The sequence below is a fragment of the Cyanobium sp. Candia 9D4 genome (assembly GCF_024346155.1).
Classification (GTDB): Bacteria; Cyanobacteriota; Cyanobacteriia; order PCC-6307; family Cyanobiaceae; genus Cyanobium; species Cyanobium minutissimum.
The window spans coordinates 102,623-123,142 of the sequence record NZ_JAGQCK010000006.1 but is presented as its reverse complement, the minus strand read 5'-3'; the positions used below and the strand labels follow the sequence as shown (position 1 = coordinate 123,142).

Sequence of the window (20,520 nt, the reverse complement as noted above, 5' to 3'; positions counted from 1 at the left end):
AGCCCTGCACCTGCAGTCCCATGGCCGACGGCACCAGCCTCAACATCAAGCGATCGATCACGGTGCGTGCCGTGGTGACACCCCGCTGGAAGGAGGATGCCGAGCGGGAGCTCAGCAATGCACTCACCAACTTTGACCAGCAGCTGGCCCAGCTGGAGCAGGAGGGGCAACGGCTGATCGACGAGATCCGCCGTCAGAGCATCAACCCCCTCGATCCCCGGGTGCAGGAGCAGGTGGGTTCGGTGCAGCAGCAGGTGGCGGCCAAGCGCGCCGAGTTCGAGGAGCAGAAACGCCAGGTGCTGGAGCAGCAGCGCCAGGTGCGGGAACTGGAGATGGAGCAGGTGGTGGAGCAGGGGCAGATCGAGAGCTTCTGTGACGTCCAGGTGGGCGACAACCTGGTGCAGAAGCTGCAGGTGTCGGTGCTCGTGAGGGATGGGGTGATCGAGGCGATCGAGGGGGGCTGATCCTTCCGCCGCCTAAAATCCCCCCCATCACAGAGGCAGTCCCCCGTTGGCCACCCACGAAATCTTCATGCCGGCCCTCAGCTCCACCATGACGGAGGGCAAGATCGTGGAGTGGCTCAAGAAACCCGGTGAGCGGGTCGAGCGGGGCGAGTCGGTGCTCGTGGTCGAGTCCGACAAGGCTGACATGGATGTGGAGGCCTTCCAGGAGGGCTTCCTGGCCGCCGTGCTGATGGAGGCGGGCAGCACCGCGCCGGTGGGCGAAACGATCGGCCTGATCGTGGAAACCGAAGCGGAGATCGCGGCGGCCAAGGCAGCAGCCCCGGCCCCTGCCGCGGCTGCACCCACCCCTGCAGCGGCCGCACCAGCACCCTCTCCAGCTGCGGCGGCCCCCACCCCAGCCGCGCCCGCACCGGCACCGGCCCCCGTGGCCGCGCCCGCCCCGGTGCCGGTGCCGGTTCCCGCCGCCGCCAGCGACGGCCGGGTGGTGGCCACCCCCCGGGCCCGCAAGCTGGCGGCCCAGCTGGGGGTGGCCCTGGCCTCCGTGCGGGGCAGCGGCCCCAACGGCCGGATCCAGGCCGAGGACGTGGAGCAGGCCACCGGCCAGCCGGTGAGCGTGCCGCGGGTGGCCGAAGGCACCGCCCCGGCCATGGCCGCCCCGGCCGGCAATGGCGCAGCGGCCGCCCCAGCCGCCCCCGCCCCCGCCGGCCAGGCCTTCGGCCGCGCCGGTGAGACGGTGGCCTTCAACACCCTGCAGCAGGCGGTCGTTCGCAACATGAACGCCAGCCTGGCGGTCCCCTGCTTCCACGTCGGCTACACGATCACCACCGACCGGCTCGACGCCTTCTACAAGCAGGTGAAGGCCAAGGGCGTCACGATGACGGCCCTGCTGGCCAAGGCCGTGGGTGTCACCCTGGCGCGCCATCCCCAGGTCAACGCCTCCGCCACGGATGCCGGCATGACCTACCCGGCCTCTGTCAACGTGGCCGTGGCCGTGGCCATGGATGACGGCGGCCTGATCACGCCGGTGCTGGCCGCCGCCGACCGCACCGACCTCTATTCCCTCTCACGCCACTGGGCCGACCTGGTCGCCCGCTCCCGCTCCAAGCAGCTCAAGCCGGAGGAGTACACCACCGGCACCTTCACCCTCTCCAACCTGGGCATGTTCGGCGTCGATCGCTTCGACGCGATCCTGCCCCCGGGCACCGGCGCCATCCTGGCGGTCGCCGCCTCCCGGCCCGTGGTCGCGGCCCTCAAGGACGGTTCGATCGCCGTGCGGCGCCAGATGCAGGTGAACCTCACCGCCGACCACCGCGTGATCTACGGCACCCATGCCGCCGCCTTCCTCAAGGATCTCGCCGACCTGATCGAGAACCGGCCCGAAAGCCTGGCCCTCTAGGGCGCAGCATCGCCGCCCAGCCCGCCAACCCGATGCGCGCCCCTGCCTCTGTGCCGGATCCCGCCGACCTGCGCCTGTCCAGCTACGACTTCGCCCTGCCGCAGGAACGGATCGCCCAGCGGCCGGTGGAGCCCCGGCACGCCGCGCGGCTGCTGGTGGTGGATCCGGCGGGGGTTGGGCCCGCCCCCCATGCCCGCCACCTCAGCGCCTGGGATCTGCAGCACGAACTCCGGCCCGGCGATCTGCTGGTGGTGAACGACACCCGGGTGCTGCGGGCCCGGCTGGAGGCCCGGCGGTCCGGCGGCGGTGCGGTGGAGTTGCTGGTGCTCGAGCCCTGGCCGGCCGGGGCGGGCCTGTGGCTTTGCCTGGCGCGGCCCGCCAAGAAGCTGCGGCCCGGTGACCGCCTGGTGGTGGTGGCCGAGGGCCAGCCGCCCCTGACGGTGGAGGTGGTGGGCAGCGATCCCTCCACTGGCGGCCGCATCGTGCAGTTCCCGCGGGAATGCGCCGATGCAGCGGCCCTTGAGCCCCTGCTGGTGCAGTACGGCGCCATCCCCCTGCCGCCCTACATCCACGAACACGACGCCAGCGACAACGAGCGCTACCAGACCCGCTACGCCGCCCGTCCCGGGGCCGTGGCCGCCCCCACCGCCGGCCTGCACCTCAGCGACGAGTTGCTGGCGGCGATCCGGGAACGGGGTGTCGGGGTGGCCACCACCACCCTGCACGTGGGCCTGGGCACGTTCCGGCCGATCGAAACGGAAGACCTGAGCGCCCTGGAGCTCCACAGCGAATGGGTGGAGGTGAGCCCACAGCTGGTGGAGGCGGTGGCGGCCTGCCGGGCGGCGGGCGGCCGGGTGATCGCCATCGGCACCACCTCGGTGCGCAGCCTGGAGGCCGTGGCCCAGCTGCACGGCGGCGAGCTCCGCCCCCACACCGGCCCGGTGAACCTGGTGATCCAGCCCGGCTACCGCTTCGCCGTGGTGCAGGGGCTACTCACCAACTTCCACCTGCCGAAGAGCTCACTGCTGCTGCTGGTGAGTGCCCTGATCGGCCGCGAGCGCCTGCTGGCCCTCTACGGCGAGGCGATTGGGCGCCGGTACCGCTTTTTCTCCTACGGCGATGCCATGTGGATCGCGCCGGAGGCGGTGCTGCCAGGGGCCCGGCCAGCCTGAAAAAAAAGCCCCCGGGGATCCCCGGGGGCTGGTGGTTGGAGCCGAAGCCTGATCAGGCGGCGGCCAGGTTGGCGGCAACGAAGTCCCAGTTGACCAGCTTGTCGAGGTAGGTGGTCATGTAGTCGGGACGGCGGTTCTGGTAGTCGAGGTAGTAGGCGTGCTCCCAGACGTCCATGGTGAGCAGGGCCTTCTGACCATGGGCCAGGGGCAGGTCGGCGTTGGCGGTCTTGGTGATCTTGAGGCTGCCGCCATCGAGCACCAGCCAGGCCCAGCCGCTGCCGAACTGGGTGGCACCGGCGGTCTTGAACTGCTCGACGAAGGCCTCATAGCTGCCGAAGTCGGCGGCGATCTTCTCGGCCAGCGCACCGGTGGGGGCGCCGCCGCCGCCGGGCTTCATGCACTGCCAGTAGAAGCTGTGGTTCCAGACCTGGGCGGCGTTGTTGAACACACCGGCCTTGGAGGCGTCACCGGCCACCGCCAGGATCACCTCTTCGAGGCTCTTGCCTTCGAGCTCGCCACCCTCGATCGCCTTGTTCAGGTTGGTGACGTAGGCGGCGTGGTGCTTGCCGTGGTGGAACTCCAGCGTTGAGCGTGAAATGTGGGGCTCGAGTGCGTCGAGGCCGTAGGGCAGTTCGGGCAGCTGGTGAGCCATGGGAGATGGTTTGGTTTCGCGGCATTGTAACGATCGTCACCCGAAACCTGGCTGCCTGGGGCCGGGCCTCAGCCCTTGACCTCCAGCAGCTCCACCTCGAACACCAGGGTGGCGTTGGGGGGGATCACACCGCCGGCGCCCCGCTCGCCGTAGGCCAGATCGGGGGGGATGACCAGCTTGCGCTTGCCACCCACCTTCATGCCGGCCACGCCCTCGTCCCAGCCCCGGATCACCCGGCCGGCGCCGAGGGGGAAGGAGAAGGGGCCGCGGCCGTAGCTGCTGTCGAATTCCTTGCCGTTGGTGAGGGTGCCGCGGTAGTTGACCACCACGGTCTGGCCGCTCCTGGCCTCGGCGCCTTCGCCCAGGGTCAGGTCGGTGATGCGCAGGCCGCTGGGGGTGGTGCGCTCGGTGGGGGAGACGAGCTCGCCGCCCAGGGCCGCGGCCCCGCCGGAGGCCAGGTCGGCGCTGGAGGAGTCGGGAGCCATGGTGAACAGGGTGGGGTTGGGGACTTCCGGGTCGAGTTCGAGGGGGGCCGCCACGGCCTCTCGGGCCTCCGCTGCGGCGGCAGCGTTCGCCTGGGGCGCGCTGGCGGGGCCGGAGCGGGCCAGGGCCTGCTGGACGCCGGCCTCGGCGGGGGCCGGTGCGGCGGCCTCCACCTGGGAGGGCGACACCAGCTGGCTGACAAAGGCCAGCATCAGACAGGCCACGCAGACCATCGAGCTGATCAGGATGTCGCGCATGCGGAAGGACCCGGATGGGGGGATTCTGCCAGTGCGATCAGTCGGTTCCTTCGCCGCTGTTCTGGCGTTGCCGCAGGGTCTGCTCCAGCCGGTCGATGCGGCCGCGCAGCTCGTCCAGCTCCCGCTGCCGGGCCAGTCCCAGGTCCTGCAGCAGCTGGTCGCGGTTGCGCTCCAGCTGGCGTTCCGCCTGCTGTTCCACCTCCGGCGTCTCGCCCCGCAGGGCGCGCATGACGTCCTCCACCAGGGCGGAGGCGTGGCTGGGGTCGAGGCGGCCGCTGCTCACCCATTCCTGGCTGACGTACTTGAGCCGGTCGGCCACCAGCGAGGTGGTGCCGAGGCCGCGCAGCAGCAGCATCTGCAGCAGATTGCCCTGGTCCATGAAGGAGGTTTCCTTGGGGAAACGGTGTGACGCTTCCCTGACCTTGGCGCCTCCCGGGCCCGGCGACCATGGGCAATGACCGGCGTATCGGCTGGGTCGCCGGCGCCGGCGGCGGGCTGCTGGCGGGGGTGGCCCTGCCGCCGGTGGGCTGGCCCTGGCTGCTCTGGCCCGCCGTGGTGCTGCTCTGGTCCCTGACGGAGAGCCGCGGGGGGCCGGCGGGGCAGCGGTTCCGGCGCGGCGGGCTGTGGGGGCTGGCGGCGGTGCTGGTGAGCCATCGCTGGCTGCTCTGGCTCCATCCCCTCGACTGGATCGGGGTGCCGGGTCCCCTGAGCCTGCCGATCTGCCTGGCGCTGTGGCTGGCCATCGGCCTGGCCGGTGGCCTGCTGGTGGGGGGCTGGACCGCCCTGGTGGGCCGGCTCGATCCCGCCCGGCCCAGCACGGCGCTGCTGGCGGCGGCCGTCTGGGGCCTGGCCGAGGTGCTCCTGGCCAAAGGTCCCCTGTTCTGGCTGGGGCTGGGGGCGGCAGCGCTGCCGGGGGACCGGGCCCTGGCCGGCCTGGCGGCCCTGGGGGGAGCCGGGTCCCTGGCGGCGCTGCAGCTGCTGATCGGCTGGGGCCTGTGGCGGGCGCTGCGGGCCCTGCCCGCCCAGCGGAGCCGCTGGCTGTTGGCCACCCTGGGGCTGGTGGTGGGCTGCCATCTGGCCGGCCTGGCCCTGCTGGCCCAGGCTGCGGCCCCTCCCGGCGGACGGGCCGAGCGCTGGCTGGTGGTGCAGCCGGCCATCCCCACCCGGGAGAAGTTCGAGGCCGACCAGCAGCGCCGGCTGCTGCTGCAGCTGGCCTCCGCCCAGCGGCAGGCGGCCACGGCTGAGCCGCCGGTGCAGGGGGTGCTGCTGCCGGAGGGTTCCCTGGCGCTTGGCCAGCCGTTGCCGCTGGCGGCGCCGGTGGAGGTGCTCAGCGGCGGCTTCCGCCGCGAGGGGGTGGAGCTGCGCAGCAGCCTGCTGCGCTTCGAGCCCGGCGAGCTGCGAGCCGGCGGAGGGATCGACAAGCACCGGGTGGTGCCCCTGGGCGAATGGGTGCCGCTGGCCGGCCTGTGGCGCTGGAGCGGCCTGTCGGCGGTGGGGGGGATCGAGCCGGGGTCGGCCTCCCGGCTGCTGGCGCGGCCCGGGGGGGATGTGGGGGTGGCCATCTGCTACGAGCTCTCCGATGGGGCGGCCCTGGCCGCCGCCACCCGCCAGGGGGCCCGCTGGCTGCTGGCCAGCGCCAACCTCGACCCCTACCCCCTGCAGCTGCAGGGGCAGTTCGCCGCCCTGGCCCAGCTGCGCGCCATCGAGACCGGCCGCTGGCTGGTGAGCTCCGCCAACACCGGCCCCAGCCTGCTGGTGGACTCCGGCGGCCGGGTGCTGGAGAAGCTGCCCCCGGGCCGCCCGGCCATCGGCCTGGTCACGGTGCAGCAGCGCACACCGCTCACCCCCTACGACCGCTGGGGCGAGGGGCCCCTGATCGCCCTCGCCCTGCTGGCGGGGGCCTGGCGCTGGGTCAGCCGGGCGCCGGGCTGATCCGGGGCGAAGCCGGATCCTGGGGTGAGGGAGCGAAGTCGATGCCCTGCGACTGGAACGCTTCGAGGATCCCGAGGTTGATGGCCTGCTGCAGATCCAGATAGACCGTGACATCGCTCTCGGGCACGAAGAACACGAACTGGAACTCCAGGGCGCCCTCGACGAAGCGGATGAAATGGCAGTGGTCGAAGGTGGCCGGTGGATGGGCCCGGACCACCCCCTCCACCAGCCCGGCGATGGATGCGGCTTTGTCCGCCGCCATCCGATCCGACAGGCGCAGGGTGTGGGCGACGCGACGACGGGGCAGATCGCCGAAGTTGCGGATCGTCTTCTGGAGCAGTTCCTCGTTGCCGATCACGATCCGTTCGCCGCTGAGGCTGCGGATCGAGGAGGAGCGGATGCCCACCCGCTCCACCGGGCCGAGCACGTCGGCAAAACCGATCAGATCGCCGATCTGGAACGGCTTGTCGATGACGATCGTGAGGTAGTTGATGAAGTGACTCATCGGCCCGCGCAGGGCCAGGCCGATGCCGATCCCGGCCCCCGCCAGCGAGGCGTAGACCGCGCCGAGGGGGACCCCCTGCTTCTGGAGAAACACCAGGGTTCCCAGCCCCCAGAACAGAGCACGGATCATCGGGGCCAGGGCCCGGAGGGTGCTGGTCTGCTCCTCCCGCCCGAGGCGCTGCAGCGACCGCTCCAGCAGCAGCAGCAGGCTGCGGTTGATCAGGCGCACCACGAGCACGGTCGCCACCAGCAGCGCCGCGCCCTCCACCAGACGATCCGGTCCGGGATCGACCCGGAGCACCTCCCAGCTGCGCACCAGGGACCGCCAGCCCCAGACCACCATCGCCAGGTAGCCCAGGGAGGCGAGGCTGCTCAGCAGCAGGGGCACGATCCGGGCGTCGCGCCCCAGGGCAGCGCCGGAGCGCCGGTCGAAGCGTCGCAGCCGGCTCCGCAGCAACCGCACCAGCAGCCACACGACCAGGGATCCCAGGAGCACCCTGGCGAGGGCCAGGAGCAGGGCAATCCCCGCCTCCTGCATCAATGGGGTCAAGGTCGGGCCTGCCAGTGCAGGGAAAGGGGGCGGGAGCGGGGGCTGGCTGGATTCATCGTGGCGAGTGAGAGCCCACGGTGATGGCGGTGGGGCTGTTCAGAGCATTGCTGTTCAGGGCATTGAACAGGCATCCAAAAGTCTAAAGTAGTGGGCTGTTGGCATGTTTTTCCCGGCCCATCTACTCACAGTCCCAGCGGCTGTCGCCTTGGGATGTAGCGGTGTGCCTTTGCATCTTCGAGGGCCAGTTTCAGGCTGGCCCATTCAGGGGCTAGCCTTGAGGCTGCTTGGTACTTTTTCAGGGCAGCCTTCCATTGCCCTTGCGAGGCAAGGCAATCACCCCATGCTTTCAGGGGATCTGCCTAGCCTGGGCCGCGTTTGGCCGCGGCAGCGAGTTTCTCCATGGCCGCCTTGGTTTGACCATGTCGCGCCAGCGCCGCCCCCCAGGAGTAGTAGCCGGCTGGCAGATCTGGAGCCATCCGGACAGACTCAGCATAGGCAAGTTGGGCATTTACCCAGTCACCTCTGCGATCGAGAATATCCCCTTTGAATCGCAGGCAGTTCACGTAGCGTCCAGCTTGCCGGAGGGTTTGATCAGCCTCCCGGGGACGCCCCGCCTCCTCCTGTGCCAGGGCCACCCAGCAGAGGTACCCAGGCATGTTGGCGGAAACCGTTCCCTTGCTTTCGTACTCGGATTTGAAGCTCTCCATTTCACGAAGGGCAAGGGTGGTGTTTCCCGTCAGTGCGGCAATGCGTCCCTGCACAAAATGGCTGCGCGCTTTGATGGTGGAATCGCTGGATGTTCCTGCCCCGAGGCTGAGATGAAAGCGGGCTCCATCCAGGTCATGCAGACGGGTGTCGATGAGGGCGATCACGGGATGACGTAGCTGGTTGCCGGAGCCGATCCCCTGGTACTGGAGAGCATCGTCAGCAAGAACGGCTCTCCAAGCCTGAAGGTTCCAGGTCAGTTGATTCCACTGCCCCGAGCCAAGTTCCTTCCTAGTGGTCGCACGTCCGCCTTGGCGTTGCAGATGCTTCTTGCCGTACTCCCAGGCCTCCTGCTCCCTTCCCATGACGACGGTCGTCAGCATGATGTTGTTGTGGACATTCCCGAAATCTTTCTTCAGGGCCAGTGCTTTCCCATAAAGGAAAAGGGAGTCTTTTGCCGGTTGTCCGATGTTCTGTAGCGCATTGGCCCATTGATTGAGAAGGTACGGTCGATCGGCCTCAGAGGTGCTGGGGAATGCTCGTTCGCTGAAGGCCACAGCCGCCTCGCTTTCGCCTTTGGCGATCAGCGACGAAACGTAGAGCGAGGGTTGCGTGTGCTCGAAAATGTACTCCGCTGCATCCCTGGTCAGTTTTTTTATGTCGTTGTTATCATTATTGAAGGATTGGGCGGGAATCGTCTCCCCTCGGACCGTGAGAATGAGTACGCCATTCGAGCTTTGCACCAGATCTCCAGACACCGTGAGATCATGCCCCAGGCGTTGGCGGAGAAGATTTTCAAGATCTTGAATCGAGATACCAGTGGAAGGTAGTTCCAGTTCAATCTGGTTTGTCCAGGCATCTGACACCTTGCGCTTCTCCAGGCGACTGCGGGTACTTGACTGCAGCAGCGTGAGCTCGTCCAGGAGGCTGCTGGCAACCACCCTCCCGGACAGCCCCCTGTCAGCAAGCCGCGGCGGTGTGCTGAACTCCTTGATGACAATGGCCCGGGATCGCATGGCTTCGACGACAAGGACAAGAACACTGATTCCCAGCAGGCACGCCAACACGGCAATACAGGCCTGTGAGACGATCCGCAGCCGTTGACTGATCCTCTGGAGTTGCGTGATGTCGGCCTGTGCCTTGAGATAGGCAATCCGCAGAGGATGCTCGTCCCTCAGCTGCCGCTTCTGCAGAGCTTGCAGGGAGTCCTGATCGTCGGTCCGGCTGGCCTGCTGTGCGGAACGTCCGGCATCAGCGGTGCTTCCCAGTGCAAGGCCAGGCAAGGCAGCCTGCTCAATGGATTCCATCGCTGAACCTGCCGCTTCCTCTGCCTGGGGGTCGATGAAGTCGTTGAGATCCAGCTCTGGCATGGGGCCATTCCCTCCGCTTGCTTTCTGCTGGAGACCTCCTCATTCTTTAGCACTCCTTCCCGGCTGCCCCACCCTGGTCGTGGTCCCGGGCCCGGGTCAGGGACGGTGACTCTTCAGTCGTCCCCACTGGGCGCCATCGGCCCCAGCCGGTTCAGCAGGGCGTCGGTGATCTCGGCGGGGAACGCCACCTCGAGGCGCTCGTTGCGCAGATGCAGATCCCGCTGGGGGAACGGAATCGTCAATTCGTGGCGGCGCAGGATCGCTTCGATGCGGAAGTTGAGCTCGCTGCGGATCTCATACTGACGCCGGGGTTGGTTGATCCAGACCAGCAACTGAAAATCCAGGCAGCTCTCGCCGAAACCCTTGAAAAACACCTGGGGTGATGGGGTGGCCAGGATGTCTCCGACGTCCACGCAGGCCTCCAGCAGGGCCCCACGCACGACCCGGCAATCGGAGCCGTAGGCCACGCCCACCGGAATCTTCAGCCGGGCCACCGAGCTGCCGTGGCTCCAGTTGACGACGCGGGACTCGAGAAACTCCACATTGGGCACAAGGATCGAAATGCGGTCGAGGGTCACCACCTCGGTGCTGCGCAGATTGATGTGGGTCACGGTGCCCTGCAGGTCTCCCACTTCGATGAAGTCGTTCACCTTGATGGGCCGCTCGAACATGATGATCAGGCCGCTGATCAGGTTCCTGGCGATCCCCTGCAGGCCCAGCCCCACCCCCACCCCCAGGACGCTGGCGAACAGGGCCAGGGAGGTGAGATCGAGGCCCCAGAGCTGCAGCAGCACCAGCGTTCCGAGGAACAGCAGGCCGTACTGCAGCAGGAAGGCGATGGCCTCCTGGGAGCCGGGTTCGATCCCCGTGCGCTGCAGGACCCGGATCCGCAGCAGGCCTTTGAGGAACGCCACCCCGCGCACCAGCACGAGGAAGAGCGCCACCAGGATGAGGGCGTCGAGGACGGAGTAGCGGTGTCCCCCCAGGGGCAGGAAGGGGGAGCCCAGGCTTTCGGTGAGGGCCTCCAGCAGGCGGCTGGTCAGCAGCCGGGTAAGGGGGAAGAAGCCAGCGATCATCAGGATCGCCGCCACCCAGAGGCCAAGCCGCAGCAGCACCAGGACCCCATGGAGCAGCCAGTCCCTGGGTCGCAGGGGTTGGCCGCTGCTGGAGTCACCGGCCAGCGGCTGGGTGAGGGCCGAGGGCAGGTAGCGCCGCCACAGCAGCCACAGCAGCCGGTGCAACAGGAGCATGGCCCCAAGGATCCCCAGGGAGACGGGGACCATGCGGGCCAGATAGGCGGGCTGACGCTGGCGTCTCCCCCGCTGGATGGCGGCGGTGAGGCTTTGGCGCCACACCTCAGCCTGGCCCTGCACCGACAGCCCCTCCTGCGTGTCGCGGCGGGTCACCGTGAGGATCACCGCGCCATCGAGGGTGATCACCGGCAGGTTATGGAGCTCCTGCACCCCGATCCTGGCCGGGCTCCCGGTCGCGACCGCCTCCTGCAGCAGACGGTTGGCCCGCTCCACCCGTTCCTCGCCCGAGTACTCCTTGGAGGTGCTGACCGGGAACAGCCGGACTCCGTCCAACTGGAGAAAGGCCGGGGCCCCAGGCCGCTCCTGGGCAACGGCTCCATCGAAGGGAGCCAGAACCAGCAGAAGGGCGAGGGCCACCAGGGTCAGCAGAAGGCTGCCGCGGCGCCGGGGCCAGGCGCGCCTCGGCCGGGCGTACCTCAGGTGAGCACCGGCAGGGAGCCCTGGCCGGCCGGCCGGGAGACCAGGATCTTGCGCAGGGCCAGGCGGGCGGTCGCGTCAGGGAGCTCGAGCTGGCCGTCGCTGTCGCAGTCGGTGGCGGTGCCGTTTCCGGTGGCGTCGGGCTCCGCCGTGGCCTGGGGCTCCTCCTGGGGGTCGAGCAGGTCGATCACGGCCTGGCGCACCCCCGCGAGGCGCCGTTCCAGCCTGAGGCGCGTCCGCTGTTCGTTCTCCAGGTCCTGCAGGAGGGTCCGGCGCTCGCGCTCCGCGGCCTCCTGTTGCTCGGCTTCCCTGGCTGCAGCGGCCTCCACGGCCTCCTGGAGGCGAAGGTGCCACGCCTCCTCGCGCTGCCGGTCCCGCTCCCGCTCGGCCTCCTCCAGGGCCGCCTGCTCCTGTTCGGCGATGGCCAGCTGCTGACGGATGGCCTCGTGGAAGCGCTCCACCTCCGCCTCGGCCAGGCGCCGGCCCTCGAGGGCCTCGGCCAGTTCGGCCTCGAGCCGTTCCCGCTCCAGCCGGGCCTCCTCCCGCTCGGCCGCCACCTCGTGGGCCCGGGTGGCGGCGGCGGCCTCCAGGTGGCGCCGGAAGCGGCGCTCCTGTTCCAGTTCCTCACGCAGGGCGTCGACTTCGCTGGTGGTGGCGGCGATCAGGCTCTGGGCCTGGGCGGTGAGGGCCTCGACCGCCTGGGTGAAGGAGCTGGACATGGGGAGGCTCGGGGGACGGATGCTGGCTTTGCTCTAAGTCTGCAAAGGGAAGCCTGTCGGTAGCGAAGCGCTCCTCCACCGGTGGGCGGCCGGTCGCCTCAGCCGGCGTCGAGGCGCGAACGGCGCAGCAGCTGCGAGGGGGTGAGGCCGTAGCTCTCCCGAAACCGGGCGGCGAACGATGACATCTGCACGAAGCCATGCCGGCGGGCGATGGCGGCCACGGTCTCGCCCGGCTGGGCCCGCAGCAGATCGGCGTGCACCGCGCTCAGCCTCTGGCGCTTCACCCACTGCATGGGGCTGCAGCCGAACCGCCGTTGGAACAGATACTGCAGGTTGCGCTGCGAGTAAGCGCTGCGCCGGCTGAGTTCCGTGGCGGTGATCGGGGCGTGCAGGTTGGCCCGGATCCACTCCAGCAGGTCGTCGAAGGGGCGGTCCCGGCGGTGATCGGCGATCGCCTGATCGATCCCGTTCAGCACCTCAGGGCAGACGATGGCCGCCACCAGCCGGAACAGCAGATCTTCGAACTGGCAGCTCCGCAGCCCCCCCACCGAGCGCAGCAGTGGAGCCTCCAGCATCCGCAACGCCAGGTGGAGATGGGGGAGCAGGTCGGCCTGCTGCGGTGAAGCGCTGCCATCCACCCGCAGGGTGCGCTCGAAGGCCGGCCCACAGCCACCGACGCCGGCGCCGAAGCCGCCGATGGCGGCGGCCGTCTCGGCCAGCCGCCGGCGATCGAGACAGATCATCACCTCCTCGAAGGTGCCGGTGCTGGCCGTGAAGGCGGCGCCGGGCAGGTAGGCCGCCATCGGGCCGGCCTCGAGCTTCAGCCGCTGGCCGTCGCTGGTCACCTCGCCAACGCCGGCCAGCGGCAGAGTGAGGGTGGCGACCGGCGAATCGTCGAAACCGATCTCCAGCGGGGAGTGGCGGCTGCAGGACACCGCGATCTGCCCCACGTGGAGGATGCCGCTGCGATGGAAGAAGCCGCCGCTGCGTTGACTCTCGAGAAAGGCGTTGAGGGGGAAGTCCCGCGCCACCCGATCGAGCAGGGCGGCGGGGTCGTTGACCTCCACCGCCCGTGACTCCAGCAGCGTCAGCGGAACCGTGGCCGTCATTCGTTGACGATCGAGGCGGTGACCTCGACCGAGGCATCGCCGCACTGCACGATCCGGCCGCTCGGATTGGCCACCAGGGTGCCGAGCACGAGCTGGGGGTCCGCCGGACGGATCTGGCCCGGCTGGATGTTCATGCAGATGATCGTCGTGATCCGGGGATTCTGGGTGGGTGTCAGGAAGGCCGCCCCCACATAGGCGTTGAGCTGACCCGTCTTGGCGGTCTGGGCTGGAATCACATAGCTGTAGGCCGCTTCGGTGGTGGTGCGAACGGCGTAATTGAAGGAGGCCGGCAGGGCGATGCCGAAATCCTGCTGGATGTTCGAGACCGTGGCCCGGAAGGCGCCGTTCTTCTGGTAGTAGGTGCGCTGCGCCTCCATCATCCGGGCCACGGCATTGAGCGCCGCCGCCTGATCGGGGCTCGCCTGCGGCTGGGCCCCGGCGCCGGGGCAGGCCATGGCGAGGCCGAGGAGCAGGCTGGCGAGCAGCGTCGGGCTGCCGTGACGGCGAAGGGGGGAGGTCATGGGCGGGGGGGCGATTCTCGGACGGGTCAGCGTGCCATGGTCCCCGCCAATGCTGACAGGATCCGCCTGACACTTTTGCGCCTCTGCGACAGTCTTGCCGTCCTGCGTTCGATGGCGGCCGCGGGCCCGTGGTAAGGCGGCTGCGTCATGCCAATCGGCAGTGCCAACGAGTGTGTCGAAGGTGATCGATGTGACCCTGAACCGCTCACTGACGCCCCCACAATGCGGGCCGTGAGCCATCCGCAGGGCGCAGCGAATCCGTGTTTGTGCATCGTCCTGAGGACTGGGGCTTGCCGGTGCTGGCCGCCCTGCTCATCCTGGCCCTGGGGATGGGGGTGGTGCTGCTGTGGCCCGCCCCCGCCCCGGCGGCGAACCCCTGCCCGCCGTCGATGGCCCCGATCCCCGGCGGCCGCTACCGCATCGGCGCGGCGGGCCGCCTGCCGGAGGAGGCGCCGTCGGAGGCGCCGCTGCGGCTGCAGCCCTTCTGCATCGGCCGCACCGAGGTGACCAACCGCGCGTTTGCCGCCTTCGTGGCCGCCACGGGCTACCGGACCCAGGCGGAGCAGCCCCTGCCCCCGGAGCAGTTCCCGGAGCTCTCCGACGCCGAGCGCCGCCCGGGCTCGGTGGTGTTCCGGCCGCCCTCCCCCGGCGAGCCCCTGGCGGAGCTCAGCTGGTGGCAGTGGGTGCCCGGGGCCGACTGGCGCCACCCCGAGGGCCCGGGCAGTTCCATCGACGACCGGCTCGACCACCCGGTGGTGCAGGTGTCGCTGGCGGATGCGGAGGCCTACGCGGCCTGGGCCGGCGCCGCCCTCCCCAGCGAGGCCCAGTGGGAGTTCGCCGCCCGGGGTGGGCTGCGGGATCGGGCCTTCAGCTGGGGCAACACCTGGCGCCCCGGCCTGGCCAACACCTGGCAGGGGGAATTCCCCGTCAGCAACACCGCCGAGGATGGCTTCAGCGGCACCGCTCCGGTGGGCCGCTTTCCCCCCAACGGTTACGGACTCCAGGACATGACCGGCAATGTCTGGGAGTGGACGGCGGACTGGTACCGGCCCGGCCACGACCGCCTCGCCGGCCAGGACGACCCGGTGCTGGCCGACCCGGCCGCCAGCAGCGATCCGCGGGAGCCCGGGGTGGCCAAGCACGTCATCAAGGGGGGCTCCTTCCTGTGCGCCCCCAACTACTGCAGCCGCTACCGGCCGGCGGCGCGGGAGGCCGAAAGCCCCGACACCGGCACCTCCCACATCGGTTTCCGACTCGTTTTCCCCGCCCTGACGACCCATGGCTGAGCGTCCCCTGACCCGCTTGAGCGCCGTGCTCGGCCGCCTGCTGCGGCGCCTGGTGCCGGCGTGCCTGGCCCTGGCCCTGCTGGGCTGGTCGTTCAGGGCCGTGCCGGCCCTGGCCCAGCGGATCACCGGCACGCCCGGAGCCCCGAATGCCACCACCACGATCTCCGGCACCCAGCTGCCCGCCCCGGCGCCCCCCTTCGGCGGGGTGATCAAGGACGGGGCGCTGCAATCGAAGCCCTGGTGGGCGCCCCGGATCACCCCGCCCCAGAGCGCCCCGAACGTGCTGCTGATCCTCACCGACGACGCCGGATTCGGGGTGCCCAGCACCTTCGGCGGCGTGATTCCCACCCCGGCGATGGAGCGGGTCGCCAAGGCGGGCCTGCGGTACAACCGCATGTTCTCCACGGCCCTGTGCTCACCCACCCGCGCCGCCCTGATCACCGGCCGCAACCACCACTCCGCCGGCTTCGGCGTGATCTCGGAGCAGTCGACGGGCTTCCCCGGCTACAACAGCATCATTGAGCGGGACAAGGCCACGATCGGCCGCCTTCTCAAAGACAACGGCTATTCCACCGCCTGGTTCGGCAAGGACCACAACGTGCCGGCGTTCCAGGCCAGCCAGAGCGGCCCGTTTGACCAATGGCCCACGGGGATGGGCTTCGAATACTTCTACGGCTTCGTGGGTGGGGACGCCAACCAGTGGCAGCCCAACCTGTTCCGCAACACCACCCAGATCTATCCTTTCGAGGGCAAGGAGCCAGGCAGCTGGAACCTGGTCACGGAGATGGCCGATGACGCCATCGACTATATGGCGCGGATGCACCAGATCAACCCCAGCAAGCCGCTGTTCATCAAGTACGCCCCCGGGGCCACCCATGCTCCCCACCACCCCACCAAGGAGTGGGTGGATCGGATCCATGCCATGCATCTGTTTGATGACGGCTACGAGAAGCTGAGAGAGCGCATCTTCGCCAACCAGAAGAAACTCGGTGTGATCCCCAAGGACGCCAAGCTCGACCCCTGGCCCGCCGATGTGATCACGCCCTGGGACCAATTGAGCCCAGAGGCCCAGAAGCTGTTCATCCGCCAGGTGGAGGTGTTCGCCGCCTACGCCGCCTACAGCGACTATGAAATTGGCCGGGTGATCCAGCAGTTCGATGACCTCGGCAAGCTCGACAACACGCTGATCATCTACATCAACGGCGACAACGGCACCAGCGCCGAAGGCGGGCCCCTGGGCACCCCCAACGAGGTGGCCTTCTTCAACGGCCTCAACAAGCTGCCCGTCGAGGTGCAGATGAAGTTCTACGACGTGTGGGGCACCGATCTCACTTACAACCACATGTCGGCGGGTTGGAGCTGGGCCTTCGACACCCCGTTCAGCTGGTTCAAGCAGAACGCCTCGCGTCTCGGTGGCGTGAACCAGAACATGGTGGTGTCGTGGCCGGCGCGCATCAAGGACAGGGGTGGCCTGCGCGAGCAGTTCGTGCATGTGATCGACGTGGTGCCCACGATCCTGGAGGCGGCGGGCTTACGGGCACCCGAGGTGGTGGATGGGATCCCCCAGAAGCCAATTGAGGGCACCAGCTTTGTGTATACCTTCGACAGCAAGAACGCCAAGGCGCCCTCGCGCCACAAGACCCAATACTTCGAGATGATGGGTCAGTGGGCGCTCTACAACGAGGGCTGGCTGCTGAGCACCAAGGTGAACCGGGCCCCCTGGGACGCCTTCGGCCCGGCCAACCCCGATCCGCTCAACAACCAGACCCTGGAGCTCTACAACCTCAACAACGACTTCAGCCAGACCACCGACCTGGCAACCCAGAACCCCGGCAAGCTGAAGGAGATGAAGGCGGCCTTCATCGCCGAGGCCAACAAATACCAGGTGTTCCCGCTCGATGCCTCGGTGGCGGCCCGGATCGTGGCCCCCCGGCCCAACATCACCGCCGGCCGCACCGAGTTCGTCTACACCCATCCGATGGTGGGCCTGCCCCAGGGGGATTCGCCCCTGCTGCTCAACACCTCCTACAGCGTCAGCGCCGACATCGAGGTGCCGGCCGGCGGTGCCGAGGGCATGCTGCTCACCTCCGGCGGCCGCTTCGGCGGCTACGGCTTCTACCTGAAGAACAGCAAGCCCGTGTGGGTCTGGAACATGGTGGATCTGGAGCGCCTCAAGTGGGAGGGCACCGAGGCCCTTGCCCCCGGCAAACACAAGGTGGTGTTCGATTTCGTCTACGACGGCAAGGGGGCCGGCACCCTGGCCTTCAACGACTTCAGTGGCGTTGGCCGCCCTGGCACCGGCACCCTCAAGGTGGACGGCAAGGCGGTGGCCACCAAAACCATGGCCAAGACCCTGCCGATGATCCTGCAGTGGGACGAGAGCTTCGACGTGGGCTCCGACACCCTCACCGGCGTCAACGACGCCGACTACCAGCCGCCGTTCCGCTTCACCGGCAACCTCGACAAGCTCACGATCAAGCTGGATCGGCCCAAGCTGTCGCCGGAGGAGATCAGGAGCCTGGAGGCGGCCATGCGCACGAAGGCGGCCAGTGAGTGAGGCGGGGGTCACAGCCCTGATCCGGTTCAGGGCGTGGCGGTCGTGGGGGCACACAGCCGCCGCCATTCCCCCAGGGCCTCGCCGGCGGCGTAGAACTTGCGCAGGCCCATTGCGGCGTCGTAGCGCTGCTTCTGCGGCGAGCCGGCCCAGGTGGCGGCGGGGCAGCTCTGGGGAGCGGCTCCAGCCTTGGGAGGCTGTTCGGCCGCATCCACCCCCAGTCGCAGCCGGAACAGGCCTTCCTGGCCGTACTGCTGGCGGAAGGCCTCGCGATCGATCGGCGCCAGGGAGCTGGTGTTGGGTTCCACGATGCCGTCAGCTTTCCCGACAGCCGGGGAGAGCAACGCCAGGACCACCCCCATCCCTGTGGCAATCCGCAGGGCGTGCCCGGTGAGTCGCGCAGCGATGGCCACCCGGCAGGGATCGTGGGGGAATGGACCGGACGTTGCCTCCATGGGGCCAAGGGCCAAGGGTCCGGTCATCCTGTTCGCCGCACCATCGGAAAACGTTCCCGACCAGCCAGATGGCTCACAGCACCTGGGTGGATCTTCTTCTCCCCGCCCAGGCGTCGAGGTTGAAGCGCCCTTGCCAAGCGTCCCGACGGTCAGTCGTTGCCGACCCCTGCCCACGGGGACACTGCGACCAACCGGGAGTGCACCGCCAGGGGGAACACCAGCAGCGCCCAGGCCGCCAGCAGGCCCAGCTCGGCGGCCAGCCCCAGCGGCCAGGCAGTGATGGCCACCAGGCCCCCGAGGTAAAGGAACCACCACAGCCCCTGGCGGAAATGGAGCGGGCCGTGGGGCGGCTCCTCGCCCTGGCGTGCGCCAGCGGCCCGGCCCCTGAGGGCGAGCAGCACGAAGCCGATGGCCGGCACCAGCACGATCAGCACAGCGCCGCGCAGGGCGGTGGTGCCGCACCAGCTGATCGCCCAGGTGGCCAGCACGAAGGCCAGGGGGCACCACAGGCCGGCCCAGGGCAGGCGGTAGGGCCGGGTCCTGTCCGGCAACTGCCGGCGCAGGGCGGCCAGGCTCACCGGACCCATGGCCAGGGCAATCACCAGGGTGGCGGTGAGCAGACTCACCACGTTCTGCCAGCCGGGCCCGATCAGCAGCAGGCCGATGCCCAGGACCAGGCTGATCACCAGGGCCACCGACGGGACCGCCTGGCGATTGATCCGGCCGAGCACGTTGGGCAGCAGCCCGCAGCGCCCCATCATCCAGCCCACCCGGGAGGCGGCCCCCATGTAGGCCATGGCGGTGGCCGTGGGTGACACCACCGCATCCAGGAGCAGCAGCCGGCCGACCCAGCCCAGGCCCAGCCCCAGGGCCAGGGCCACCAGCGGCCCGCCGTGGGCGCTGAGGCGGAGCGCGGCCCAGCCGCCGCCGAGCTGCCCGGGGGGGACGGCCACGAGAAAGGCCAGCTGCAGCAGCAGGTAGATCAGCAGCGAGAGACCCAGGCCCAGGGCCATGGCGACGGGCACGGTGCGCTGCGGCTGGCGGGCCTCCCCGGCCAGGTCCATGGCGGTGCGAAAGCCCAGCAGCGAAAACAGAATGCCGCCGCTGCTGATGGCCCGCACCATGCCCTCCAAGGTGGTCCCCACCGGTTGAGCCAGGGGCACAAGGTTGCCCCAGTGGCCAGCCGTCAACATCAGGGTGATCGAGACGACCAGGGGCACCACCAGCTTCCAGCTGGTGAGACCGTCGATCCAGCGGGCCAGCCAGCCCACGCCGGCCAGGTTGACCCAGGCCAGCAGCACCAGCAGCAGGCTGGCGAGGGCCAGGCCGGCGCCGCTGAGCACCTGGCCGGCGCCCTGGTCGGCGGTGAGCCAGGGAGCACTGCTGGCCAGGTACTGCATCACCGCCATCACCTCAATGCTGGGCAGGGCCAGGTAGGAGACCCAGGCGCACCAGCCGCCGATGAAACCGGCGGTGCGGCCGTGGCTGAGCAGGGGGATCTGGGCCAGGGCGCCGGAGCTGCTCAGCAGGGAACCCAGCTCGGCAAACACCAGGGCCAGGGCGAAGGCCAGCAGCCCGCCCAGCAGCCAGGCGCCGAGGGCGGCCGGACCGGCGAAACGCGCGGCATAGAAGGGGGCGAACAGCCAGCCCGAACCGATGGTGCTGGTGACCACCGCCAGGGTCAGCGAGCGGAGGCCGAGCTGGCGGGAGAGGCCGGTGTCGCTCATCAGGGCGCTGGCGCCACAGGATCAGGCCCATCCTGCAGGTGCTTGGGCCACACGCTTGCTCGTAGCCATCGTGGGAACGACGCCAATGACCGTCTATGGGCACGATCATCACAAAATGGAGCCAAGCGGACTCGAACCGCTGACCCCCTGCATGCCATGCAGGTGCTCTACCAGCTGAGCTATGGCCCCATTGGTGCGCCGGTTGCCCGGTGCTTGTGGAGCTTACAACGTGGGGGGTGCGGGCCCGGTCCCTTCAGACCTGACGCCAGACCGCCACCAGTCGGCCCTGCACGCTCACCTGGTCGGCGGGCAGGAGGATCGGTGCGTAGGCGGGATTGGCGGCCTCCAGCCGCACCTGGGCCCCCTGGCGGTGGAAGTGCTTGAGGGTGGTGCCGCTGCCGGGCACCAGGGCGCTCACGATCGTGCCCTCCCGCAGCCGGGAGGGGTCGGCCACCGGCTCCATCAGCACCACGTCGCCATCGGCGATGTGGGCGTCCACCATCGAGTCGCCGTTGACGGTGAGGGCGAACAGGCCGCGGGTGTCGAGCACCGGGGCCAGGTCGAGGTGATCCTGGACGTCGTCGAAGGTCTCCACCAGGCCGCCGGCGGCCACGGCCCCGAGCACCGGGATGCCCGGGTGGCTTTCGCCGAGCAGCTGCAGGGTCCGCGCCTGGCCCTCCTGCCAGGTGATCCAGCCCTTCTGCTGCAGGTGGCGCAGGCGGCTCTGGATCGGCGCCGGCGACCGCAGGCCCATGGCCTCCATCATCTGACGGATCGAAGGGCTGTGGCGGTGGCTGCCGATGTAGTCGGCGAGCCAGTCGTAGAGCTGCCGCTGGGCCTCGGTGAGTTCCTGGTGGGTGGCGACCACGGGCAGTACGGATGAACCAGTCCCTTTCTGCCATCCCGCGCGCGGTTTGTCCAGGCCCGGGCTTGC

18 protein-coding genes and 1 tRNA gene are annotated in these 20,520 nt (G+C 69.4%); 6 read left to right on the top strand and 13 right to left on the bottom strand.

Going from position 1 to position 20,520, the window contains the following annotated elements:
• The first annotated feature begins 20 nt into the window (after nt 1–20).
• The 3 genes from KBZ08_RS12710 to queA are packed head-to-tail and all read left to right on the top strand — an operon-like array spanning nt 21 to nt 3,032.
• Nucleotides 21–464: a YlqD family protein gene (locus tag KBZ08_RS12710; protein WP_015108919.1), complete on the top strand. Its 444-nt coding sequence runs from the start codon at nt 21–23 to the stop codon at nt 462–464.
• A gap of 46 nt (nt 465–510) precedes the next feature.
• Nucleotides 511–1,860: a dihydrolipoamide acetyltransferase family protein gene (locus tag KBZ08_RS12705; RefSeq protein WP_254973403.1), complete on the top strand. Its 1,350-nt coding sequence runs from the start codon at nt 511–513 to the stop codon at nt 1,858–1,860.
• Nucleotides 1,861–1,892: 32 nt separating this feature from the next.
• Nucleotides 1,893–3,032 carry a tRNA preQ1(34) S-adenosylmethionine ribosyltransferase-isomerase QueA gene (queA, locus tag KBZ08_RS12700; protein WP_254973402.1) on the top strand — a complete coding sequence of 380 codons (1,140 nt, stop codon included), beginning with the start codon at nt 1,893–1,895 and terminating at the stop codon, nt 3,030–3,032.
• A 52-nt stretch (nt 3,033–3,084) separates the two neighbouring features.
• Here queA and KBZ08_RS12695 read toward each other — a convergent pair whose 3' ends face one another.
• The 3 genes from KBZ08_RS12695 to KBZ08_RS12685 all read right to left on the bottom strand — a co-directional run bounded on the left by KBZ08_RS12695 (nt 3,085) and on the right by KBZ08_RS12685 (nt 4,803).
• Entirely contained in the window at nt 3,085–3,684 is a 600-nt protein-coding gene (locus tag KBZ08_RS12695; protein WP_106220633.1) for a superoxide dismutase, read from the bottom strand.
• A gap of 68 nt (nt 3,685–3,752) precedes the next feature.
• A complete protein-coding gene (locus KBZ08_RS12690) occupies nt 3,753–4,424 on the bottom strand; it encodes an FKBP-type peptidyl-prolyl cis-trans isomerase (RefSeq protein ID WP_254973399.1) in 672 nt (223 codons plus the stop codon).
• Nucleotides 4,425–4,461: 37 nt separating this feature from the next.
• The gene (locus KBZ08_RS12685; protein WP_106220635.1) at nt 4,462–4,803 is read right to left on the bottom strand and encodes a phasin family protein; all 342 of its coding nucleotides are present in this window, start codon (nt 4,801–4,803) and stop codon (nt 4,462–4,464) included.
• A gap of 68 nt (nt 4,804–4,871) precedes the next feature.
• On the opposite strand from KBZ08_RS12685, the gene KBZ08_RS12680 reads away from it, so the two are divergent.
• Nucleotides 4,872–6,356: an apolipoprotein N-acyltransferase gene (locus KBZ08_RS12680; RefSeq protein WP_254973397.1), complete on the top strand. Its 1,485-nt coding sequence runs from the start codon at nt 4,872–4,874 to the stop codon at nt 6,354–6,356.
• Here the strand turns inward: KBZ08_RS12680 and KBZ08_RS12675 are convergent.
• The 6 genes from KBZ08_RS12675 to KBZ08_RS12650 all read right to left on the bottom strand — a co-directional run bounded on the left by KBZ08_RS12675 (nt 6,337) and on the right by KBZ08_RS12650 (nt 13,564).
• The gene (locus tag KBZ08_RS12675) at nt 6,337–7,410 is read right to left on the bottom strand and encodes a mechanosensitive ion channel family protein (RefSeq protein WP_254973395.1); all 1,074 of its coding nucleotides are present in this window, start codon (nt 7,408–7,410) and stop codon (nt 6,337–6,339) included. The genes KBZ08_RS12680 and KBZ08_RS12675 overlap by 20 nt on opposite strands.
• A gap of 359 nt (nt 7,411–7,769) precedes the next feature.
• Nucleotides 7,770–9,485 (bottom strand): hypothetical protein, encoded by a 1,716-nt coding sequence (locus tag KBZ08_RS12670; protein ID WP_254973393.1) that lies wholly within the window; start codon nt 9,483–9,485, stop codon nt 7,770–7,772.
• A 113-nt stretch (nt 9,486–9,598) separates the two neighbouring features.
• Nucleotides 9,599–11,155: a mechanosensitive ion channel family protein gene (locus tag KBZ08_RS12665; RefSeq protein WP_219904126.1), complete on the bottom strand. Its 1,557-nt coding sequence runs from the start codon at nt 11,153–11,155 to the stop codon at nt 9,599–9,601.
• Between the two features lie 59 nt (nt 11,156–11,214).
• On the bottom strand, nt 11,215–11,934 hold the full coding sequence (locus KBZ08_RS12660) for a hypothetical protein (RefSeq protein WP_254973392.1): 720 nt from the start codon (nt 11,932–11,934) through the stop codon (nt 11,215–11,217).
• Nucleotides 11,935–12,032: 98 nt separating this feature from the next.
• A complete protein-coding gene (locus KBZ08_RS12655; RefSeq protein ID WP_254973391.1) occupies nt 12,033–13,043 on the bottom strand; it encodes a helix-turn-helix domain-containing protein in 1,011 nt (336 codons plus the stop codon).
• Nucleotides 13,040–13,564: a type IV pilin-like G/H family protein gene (locus KBZ08_RS12650; RefSeq protein ID WP_254973388.1), complete on the bottom strand. Its 525-nt coding sequence runs from the start codon at nt 13,562–13,564 to the stop codon at nt 13,040–13,042. The genes KBZ08_RS12655 and KBZ08_RS12650 overlap by 4 nt, the downstream gene beginning before the upstream one ends.
• Before the next feature lie 329 nt (nt 13,565–13,893).
• Here KBZ08_RS12650 and KBZ08_RS12645 point away from each other — a divergent pair, with 329 nt between their 5' ends.
• Both KBZ08_RS12645 and KBZ08_RS12640 read left to right on the top strand, forming a co-directional pair.
• Nucleotides 13,894–14,850, top strand: coding sequence for a formylglycine-generating enzyme family protein (locus KBZ08_RS12645; protein ID WP_261359330.1), 957 nt, complete (start codon nt 13,894–13,896; stop codon nt 14,848–14,850).
• The gene (locus KBZ08_RS12640) at nt 14,843–17,407 is read left to right on the top strand and encodes an arylsulfatase (protein ID WP_254973383.1); all 2,565 of its coding nucleotides are present in this window, start codon (nt 14,843–14,845) and stop codon (nt 17,405–17,407) included. The genes KBZ08_RS12645 and KBZ08_RS12640 overlap by 8 nt, the downstream gene beginning before the upstream one ends.
• A gap of 26 nt (nt 17,408–17,433) precedes the next feature.
• Here the strand turns inward: KBZ08_RS12640 and KBZ08_RS12635 are convergent, their stop codons facing one another.
• The 4 genes from KBZ08_RS12635 to lexA all read right to left on the bottom strand — a co-directional run bounded on the left by KBZ08_RS12635 (nt 17,434) and on the right by lexA (nt 20,454).
• Entirely contained in the window at nt 17,434–17,859 is a 426-nt protein-coding gene (locus KBZ08_RS12635; RefSeq protein WP_254973382.1) for a hypothetical protein, read from the bottom strand.
• 149 nt (nt 17,860–18,008) lie between these two features.
• Nucleotides 18,009–19,586, bottom strand: a complete 1,578-nt coding sequence (locus KBZ08_RS12630; RefSeq protein ID WP_254973381.1) for an APC family permease — start codon at nt 19,584–19,586, stop codon at nt 18,009–18,011.
• 116 nt (nt 19,587–19,702) lie between these two features.
• Nucleotides 19,703–19,775 (bottom strand) — tRNA-Ala (locus KBZ08_RS12625).
• A gap of 64 nt (nt 19,776–19,839) precedes the next feature.
• Entirely contained in the window at nt 19,840–20,454 is a 615-nt protein-coding gene (lexA, locus tag KBZ08_RS12620; RefSeq protein WP_106220655.1) for a transcriptional repressor LexA, read from the bottom strand.
• Nucleotides 20,455–20,520: the final 66 nt, after the last annotated feature.